This is a genomic window from Peterkaempfera griseoplana (assembly GCF_001418575.1).
In the GTDB taxonomy this organism is placed as follows: Bacteria; Actinomycetota; Actinomycetes; order Streptomycetales; family Streptomycetaceae; genus Peterkaempfera; species Peterkaempfera griseoplana.
In genome coordinates this window covers 1-7,581 of record NZ_LIQR01000358.1, presented here as the reverse complement: position 1 = coordinate 7,581, position 7,581 = coordinate 1, and the positions used below count along the sequence as shown (strand labels likewise).

Below are 7,581 nucleotides of genomic sequence, written 5' to 3'. Positions count from 1 at the left end.
GGTGCTGGAGGACGGCAAGGTGCTGGCCAAGGGCTCCCCGAGCAGCGTCCTCTCCGGCAGCCTCAGGGGAGTGGGCCGGTGACCGACCGCACCGCTCCCCCGCCCGCGGGCGTCCTGCCCCGTCCGGCCGGCGAGCCCGACCCCGACGCCCCTGACCTGGACGCCGGTGACCCGGCCGCCACCGCCCAGGACGTCCCGGCCCAGGGCGACCCGCCGCCCGAGTGGACCGCCGACGACGACTGGACCGACGAGGCGCTGGCCCTGCTGCGGACCATGCGCGCCCCCCACCGCCGCAGCCGGGCCGGCCAGATCGGCTTCACCGTCTACTGCGCCCTGATGATCCTGATCGTCTGGGGAGTGACCCCGAGCTTCGGACTGCTGCTGCAGTCCTCGATGGGCGCCGACTACAGCGGCCACGGCCCCGCGCTGCTCGCCGCCCTTCCGAGCGGTGTCGCGGCCGCCTCGCTCGCCACCCTTCTGCTGGCCGCCCGTGACGGGCTCTGGCGCGGCCCGGTGATCCCGCCCAGGCCCACGGCCGACTGGCTGCTGCCGCAGCCCGTCCGGCCGAGGCGGGTGCTGCGGCCCTGGTTCTGGCTCTCCTGCACACTGACGGCTGTGCCCGGTGTCATCGCAGCGGGCGGCGCCATGGTGGCCCTGCGACTCACCACCGGGACCGGGCTCCTGGCGGCGTTCGCCTGGTGTCTGCTGGGCGGTGTGTGCGTACCGCTGCTGGCCACCTGCGCGGGTCTGGCGGTGGAGCTGGACGACCGGGTCGCCCGGCAGGTCCGCAGGTTCACCCCCGTGCTCACCGTGGCCGTTCTCCTGCTCGCCGCCCAGAGCGTCCTGGCCGCCCAGGGGCACCGGGTCCCCTGGCTGGAGCGGACCGAGATGTGGTCCGGACCCTGGGGCTGGGCGGGCCTGGCGGCCCTGGCTCCGACGCCGGGGGCCCAGCCGGGGTCCTGGGTCGCCGCGGTGCTGCTGGTGCTGCTCACCGGGGCCTGCGCGGTGCTCGCCGACCGGGCGTGCGGCAAGGTGCCCCCGGCCAGGCTGCGGGCCCGGGCCCGGACGGCGGCCGGAGTGCTGGCGGCACTGCGGACGGTGGAGCTGAGGTCCGCACGTCTTGCCATCACCAGTGCGTCGTCGGGCGCGGCGCCCCGGCGCCTGCGGCTGCCCGCCCCGCACGCCGCCTGGCTGGCCGTGCCATGGCGCGACGCTCTGGCGCTGCTGCGCTCCCCGGCCCGGCTGGGCCGCTCGGTGCTGCTGGCGGTGCCCGCGTCGCTCTGCGCGTTCCTGATCCACTCGGCCACCGGCGCCCTGCCCTGGGCGGGCACGGCCCTCGCGCTGGTCTTCGGCTATCTGGCGGTGGCGCAGCTGCTGGAGCCCGCCAGGATCGAGACCGACGACATCCGGCGGGCCTCCTGGTCGCCCTATCCCTTCGCCGAACTGATGCTGCGTCACATGATCGTGCCCGCCGCTCTGGGTGTCGTGCTGGGAGCGGTGTGTGCGGGGGCCGCCGTGCTGTCCGGGGCCGGGTCCCAGGCATGGCTGGCGCCCGCCGCCGTCCCCGCCCTGGTCGGGGCGGGCCTGGTCAACGCCTGCCGGGGCGTGATCCGCCAGGACCTGATGATGGGCCCTGCCAGCCAGACCCCGGGTTCCGGAAGCCTCGGCCCCTTCATGTTCGCGGCCTGGTACGCGGCCGGACCGGCGGTGGCCGTGATCGTCCTCACCGTGCCGTTCGCCCACGCCCTCACCAGCGGTTCGGCCTCGGCGGTCGGCACCGCCGCGGTGTGGAGCGCCGTACTGGGTGCGGCGCTGCTGTGGTGGGGCCGGGAACGCGCCGGAAAGCTGACGGTCCGGGCCCAGGGCCGGGAGGGCAGCGCGGCGGGGTCCTGAGACGGCGGCCGGGCCCGCCCGGGGACGGGAAGTCCCGAGGCGGGCCCGGCCTCCGGCCCCGGTCAGGCGACCAGGGCCGGCTGGTGCTTCTCCGCCAGGGCCTCCACACCGAGCAGGTCGTCGGGCAGCGCGTCGGGCATCTCGGCGTCGAAGCGCGCCAGCCGCCGGATCCGCAGCGCCCCCGCCACCACCAGCACCATGCCGACCGAGCAGAGCAGGAACATGAAAGCCACACCCCGGCCCGGTCCGACGCCGACGAGCGCGCCGGCGCTGGAGGCGAGCGCTCCGTGCGGGACGAGCAGACGGTTGAAGAACTCGGACCCGAACGGCGCCACCAGTCCCATGCCGATCGGCAGCGTGGACCAGGCCACCAGCGTGTTCAGCGCGAAGACCCGGCCGTGGTACCGGTAGGGGACCTTGAGCTGGACGATCGTCGAGTACACCGAGTTCATGATGGTCAGGAAGAAGGTCAGGGCGAAGGCACCGGCGCCGATCAGCCAGAGGGAGGGGCGCAGGCTGACCAGGACCCCGCCCGCGGCCATGCACACCGTGGTGACCAGCACACCGTGAAACCGGCGGCTGCGCGGCCCGCCCCACAGCGCCATCGTCGTCCCGCCGATCATGACGCCCAGTCCCGTCACCACCGAGACACGGCCCACGTCGGCGAGCGTCCCGAAGGAGAGCACCAGCGGGGAGACCAGGAGCAGCAGCGGGGAGAGGAAGACGTTGAGCACCGCGAAGAACGCCAGGATCGAGCGGAGCCCCCGGTCCCGCCAGGTGTAGGAGAAACCCTTGGCGATCTCGGTGGTCAGCGGCTCCCTGGGCCGCCAGGGCAGGGTGTCGGGGAAGCGGACGAAGAGCACCACGCCGATGGCGAAGGCGTAGCTGACGACGTCGATGACGACGATTCCGCCGAGGCCCATCACATGGAGCAGACCGGCGGCGATCAGGGGGACGACCAGCTGGGCGACGCCGTTGGTCATCTGGGTCACGCCGATGGCATGGCCGAGGTACTGCTTGGGCACCAGCTGCGGTACCGCCGATCCGTAGGCGAGCCGTTGGAAGGTGGTGCTGATCGACAGGGCGGTGATCAGGAGGTAGATCTGCCAGAGGTGGATGCCGCCGGTCAGCACCAGCACCGCCAGGATCGCCTCGATCAGTCCGGAGGCGCAGTCGGCGAGCATCATGACGCGTCTGCGGCTGCCCCGGTCCACGATCGCCCCGGCGAGCGGTGAGATCAGCAGTCCGGCGAGGTTGAGCACCGCCAGGAGGGAGAACTGGGCGATCGACCCGGAGTCCACCAGCACGGTGAGCGGCAGTGCCCAGCCGGTGAGCGCCGAGCCGATCAGCGAGATCTGCTGGCCGCCCGCGATGGTGAGGAAACGGCCCATGCTGGGCCGGACCCCGGCTGCCGCCGCCGCCTTGGCCGCGGCCGCCGACTCGGGGGTGGTGACCTCCTGCACCCACCAGGTGTCCTGCTCGCCGCGGGGCGGGGGCGCGTCCAGCCGGGTGTGGGTGCGGACCACGTCCGCCAGCTCCTTCGCCCGGTACCGCAGGAAGAAGTGCCCGCCCTCGTCGAGGACGACCAGCGCGGAGGTGCCGGTGAGGAAGCGCCACTCCTTGTAGCGCTCCTCGTAGAGCTGGGTCGCCGGGTCCCGCTCCCCCACCACCGAGACGATCGGGGCGCGCATCCTCTCCAGGTCGGGTGCGTCGAAGAGCCTGGTGAAGTACTCCTCGGCGGACTTGGAGTCATGGCGCATCGTACGGATGATCCGGTCGGCCACCCCGGCGTCGAGCTCGTCGAGGTCGACGCCGCGGGCCTTGAGGGAGTCCAGGTCGCTCTGGCTGCTGCGCAGCCTCTCGAAGAAGTCCGGGCGGGTGAGCCGGCGCCACAGCCCGCCCGGCTTGGCGAAGGGGAAAATCGCGCCGATGTAGCAGGCCTCCACGCGGCGCCCCGCGGCCTCCAGCCGCCGGGTGAGCTCGACCGCGAGTGCGGCTCCGACCCCGCAGTGGCCGTAGACGACCAGCGGGCCCTCGATCTCCAGGATCTCCTGGGTGGTCCGCGCGGCGAGTTCGTCGAACTCCATCGGCTCCTCGTCGAGGCCGATGTCGTTGCCGGGGATGGAGAGGGCGTACAGCGCCTCGTCGGCCGGGAGGGCGTCCGCCAGCGGCTGGTAGACGATGGCGCTGCCGGACCCGTAGGGGACGCAGACGTAGGTCACGGTGGCGGCGCGGCGCGGGGTGAGCCGCTGCAGCAGGGCCCGCGGCCCGTCGGGGACCGCCTCGGAGGCGAAGGCGGCCAGTTCGCCCACGGTGCGGCAGGAGAACATGTCGACCAGGCCGACCGGCCGTCCGCCGGCGGGGAGCGCGGTGCGGAGCTTGGCGACCACCTGGATCGCCAGCAGCGAGTGGCCGCCCAGGTCGAAGAAGTCGTCGTCCAGGCCGATCCGTTCGACCTCCAGCACCTCCGCCCAGACCGCTGCGACCACCCGCTCGGCCTCGGTCGCCGGCTCGCGGTACTCGGCGGCGGTGACCTCGGGGGCGGGCAGCGCCCTGCGGTCCAGTTTGCCGCTGGGGGTCAGCGGCAGGGCGTCGAGGGCGACGAAGTGGGAGGGGATCATGTAGTCGGGGAGGGTCCCGCGGATCGCCTCCCTGGCCTGCGCGGCCTCGGCGGGTCCGTCCACGAGGTAGGCGACCAGCCGCTTGTCCTCGCTGACCACGACGGCGGCCTCACGGGCCCCGGCCTTATCCCGCAGGGCGGCCTCGATCTCGCCAAGTTCGATCCGCAGGCCGCGCAGCTTCACCTGGTTGTCGAGCCGCCCGAGGAACTCCACGGTGCCGTCGGGCAGTCGGCGGGCCGCGTCACCGGTGCGGTAGAGGCCGTCGACGAAGCGTTCCGCGGTCAGCTCGGGGCGCCGGTGGTAGCCGAGGGCCACCGCGACACCGCCGATGTGGAGTTCGCCCGGTACGCCGATCGGCACCGGTTCGCGGTGGGCGTCGAGGATGTGCAGGGTGACGTTCTGGATGGGCCTGCCGATGGGGGTGCGGGCCCGCCCCTCCAGCCCGGCCGGGGTGCACTGCCAGGACGAGACGTCGATGGCGGCCTCGGTGGGACCGTAGAGGTTGTGCAGTTCGGCGGGGAGGGTCTGCAGGCAGCGCAGTGCCAGGTCGGCCGGCAGCTCCTCGCCGCTGCAGATGATCCTTCGCAGCGAGGTGCAGTCGCGGGCGCCGTCCTCGCCGAGGAAGAGACCGAGCATGGTGGGCACGAAGTGCGCGGTGGTGACGCCCTCGGACTCGATCAGGTCCCGCAGATAGCCGGGGTCGCGGTGGCCGCCGGGCTCGGCGAGCAGCAGCCGGGCGCCGGAGAGCAGCGGCCAGAAGAACTCCCACACGGAGACGTCGAAGCTGGCCGGGGTCTTCTGCAGAACGGTGTCCGCCGCGGTGAGGCGGTACTGCTTCTGCATCCAGTCCAGGCGGTTGACGATGCCCCGGTGGCTGTTGGGCACCCCCTTGGGTCGGCCGGTCGAGCCGGAGGTGTAGATCATGTACGCGGGGGTGCCCGGCTCGCCGGCCGGTGGCGGGGCCGTGGTCGGCTGCCCGTCCCACAGCTCCGCCAGGTCCAGCGGGAGGACGGTGGCGTCTCCGGTGGCGGGCGGCTCCTGCTCCGTACCGTCGATCAGTCGGCTCTGGGTGAGGACGACCGGCGCCGCGGCGTCGGAGAGCATGAACTCCAGACGCTCCGCCGGGTACTCGGGGTCCAGCGGCACATAGGCGGCGCCGGTCTTCATGGTGCCGAGCAGTCCGACGACCAGGTCGAGCGACCGCTCGGCGAGGACGCCCACCAGCGAGCCGGTGCCGACGCCCTCGGCGAGCAGCCGGTGCGCCACCTGGTTGGCGCGGGCGTCCAGGTCCGCGTAGCTGAGTGAGGAGCCGGCGAAGGTGACGGCGGTCGCCTCGGGGGTCCGCCGGACCTGCTCCTCGATCAGGCCGTGGAGGGTCGCGGCGGAGGGGAAGTCCGCGGCGGTGTCGTTCCAGCCGTCGAGCAGCGCCCGTTCGGCGTCGTCCAGCATCGGCAGCCGGCTGACCGCGGTGCCGGGCTCCGCGACGGCGGCCCTCAGCAGGGCCTCCAGGTGTGCGGCCATCCGGCTGACCGTGGCCGCCTCGAAGAGCGAGGTCTTGTAGGTGAAGGTGCAGGCGAGTGCGCCGTCGCCGGTGGGTACGACATAGAGCTCCAGGTCGTGACGGGAGGAGCCCGGGGTGAGCGGGTAGTCGGTGACGTCGAGGCCGCCGCTGCCCTCGGCGCCGGTGGCGGCGGGGAAGTCGTGCATCGAGAAGAGCGCGTCGATCAGGGGTTGCCTGCTCGGGTCGCGGGGCACGTTGAGCTCGTCGACCAGGCGGGCGAAGGGCAGCTCCTGGTGGTCCAGGGCGTCGATCACCACATTGCGGGTGCGGGTCAGCAGGTCGCTGAAGGACGGGTCGTCCTCCAGCCTCGCCTGCAGCACGAGTGTGTTGACGAACATCCCGACCACGCCCTCGAACTCCGGCCTGGTGCGCCCCGCCACGGGGGTTCCCACGCCGAAGTGGTGCTGTCCCGTGTACCGGGAGAGCAGCGCCTCGAAGGCCGTGAGCACGGTCATGAACCGGGTGGCGCCGTGCCGGCTGCCCAGCTCCGCCACGGCGGCCGTGAGCCCGGCGTCGAGGATCCGCACCACGGAGGCTCCCTCGAACCGCTGGCGTGCGGGCCTGGGCCGGTCGCAGGTCAGCTCCAGCCGCGGCAGTCCGGCGAGCTCCGCCACCCAGTAGGCGGTGTCCCGGTCGTAGGCGCGGTCGCGCTGCCATGCCGCGATGTCCCCGAACCGTACGGCCGGCGGCTCGGGGCTCTCCCCCCGGTACAGCGCCAGCAGATCGCGGACCAGCAGTTGGGCGCCCTGGCCGTCGGCGACCAGGTGGTGCACCAGCAGCGCCAGGACATGGTCCTCGGGGCCGCGTTCGATCAGCAGCGCACGCAGCAGCGGGCCGTCGGCCGGGTCGAGGGGGACACCGCACTCGGCGTCGATGCGGGCGGTGGTCTCCTCGTCGGTCTCCTCGTCGGTCGCCGCGGCGGCCCGCGCCAGCGGGACGGCGGCCTCGTCCACCAGCCGCACCGCGGGACGGCCGTCGGCGTCGGCGGGGAACCGGTGCCGCAGGCTGTCATGGCGGCGGGGCAGCTCGGCGAGCGCGTGCTCCAGCCGCTCCACGTCGAGCGGGCCGCGCAGCCGGAGCGCCAGGGCGATGGTGTAGGTGGCGGTGCCGGGGGTGTACTGCTCCATGAACCACAGGGGCTCCTGAGCGGGGGCGAGTACCGGCTCGCTCCCGTCCGGCCTGGCCGGGATCCCCTGCGTCTCGCGGCGGGCGGTCAGCCTGCGTCTGAGCAGTTCCCGCTTCGCCTCGGACAGTTCGACGGCCGACATTCAGTTGAGCCCTTCTACGGAGTTCTTGAGCGCCCGCAGGAAGAGGGCGGCGTCCCGGCCGTTGATGAGCCGGTGGTCGTAGGCGAGTCCGATGTTGGCGGGTGAGCCGTCCTGGGGTGAGCCGTCCTGGGGTGAGGTGACCGCGAGGGCGCAGACGGTGCCGGGGAGGATGAAGGGGACGGCGAGCACCACGTCGGCGTCGGTGTGGAGGGTGATGACGAAGTTGGCGCCGGTCAGG

3 protein-coding genes are annotated in these 7,581 nt (G+C 73.3%); 1 reads left to right on the top strand and 2 read right to left on the bottom strand.

The window, feature by feature from the left end; translation table 11 throughout:
* The first annotated feature begins 78 nt into the window (after window positions 1-78).
* Window positions 79-1,893, top strand: a complete 1,815-nt coding sequence (locus tag AOK09_RS25315) for a DUF6297 family protein (protein ID WP_107101449.1) — start codon at window positions 79-81, stop codon at window positions 1,891-1,893.
* Between the two features lie 62 nt (window positions 1,894-1,955).
* Here the strand turns inward: AOK09_RS25315 and AOK09_RS25310 are convergent, their stop codons facing one another.
* Window positions 1,956-7,343, bottom strand: a complete 5,388-nt coding sequence (locus tag AOK09_RS25310; protein ID WP_055589551.1) for a non-ribosomal peptide synthetase/MFS transporter — start codon at window positions 7,341-7,343, stop codon at window positions 1,956-1,958.
* The coding region (locus AOK09_RS25305) for a 2-oxo acid dehydrogenase subunit E2 (protein ID WP_175609340.1) at window positions 7,344-7,581 on the bottom strand (238 nt) is incomplete at its 5' end.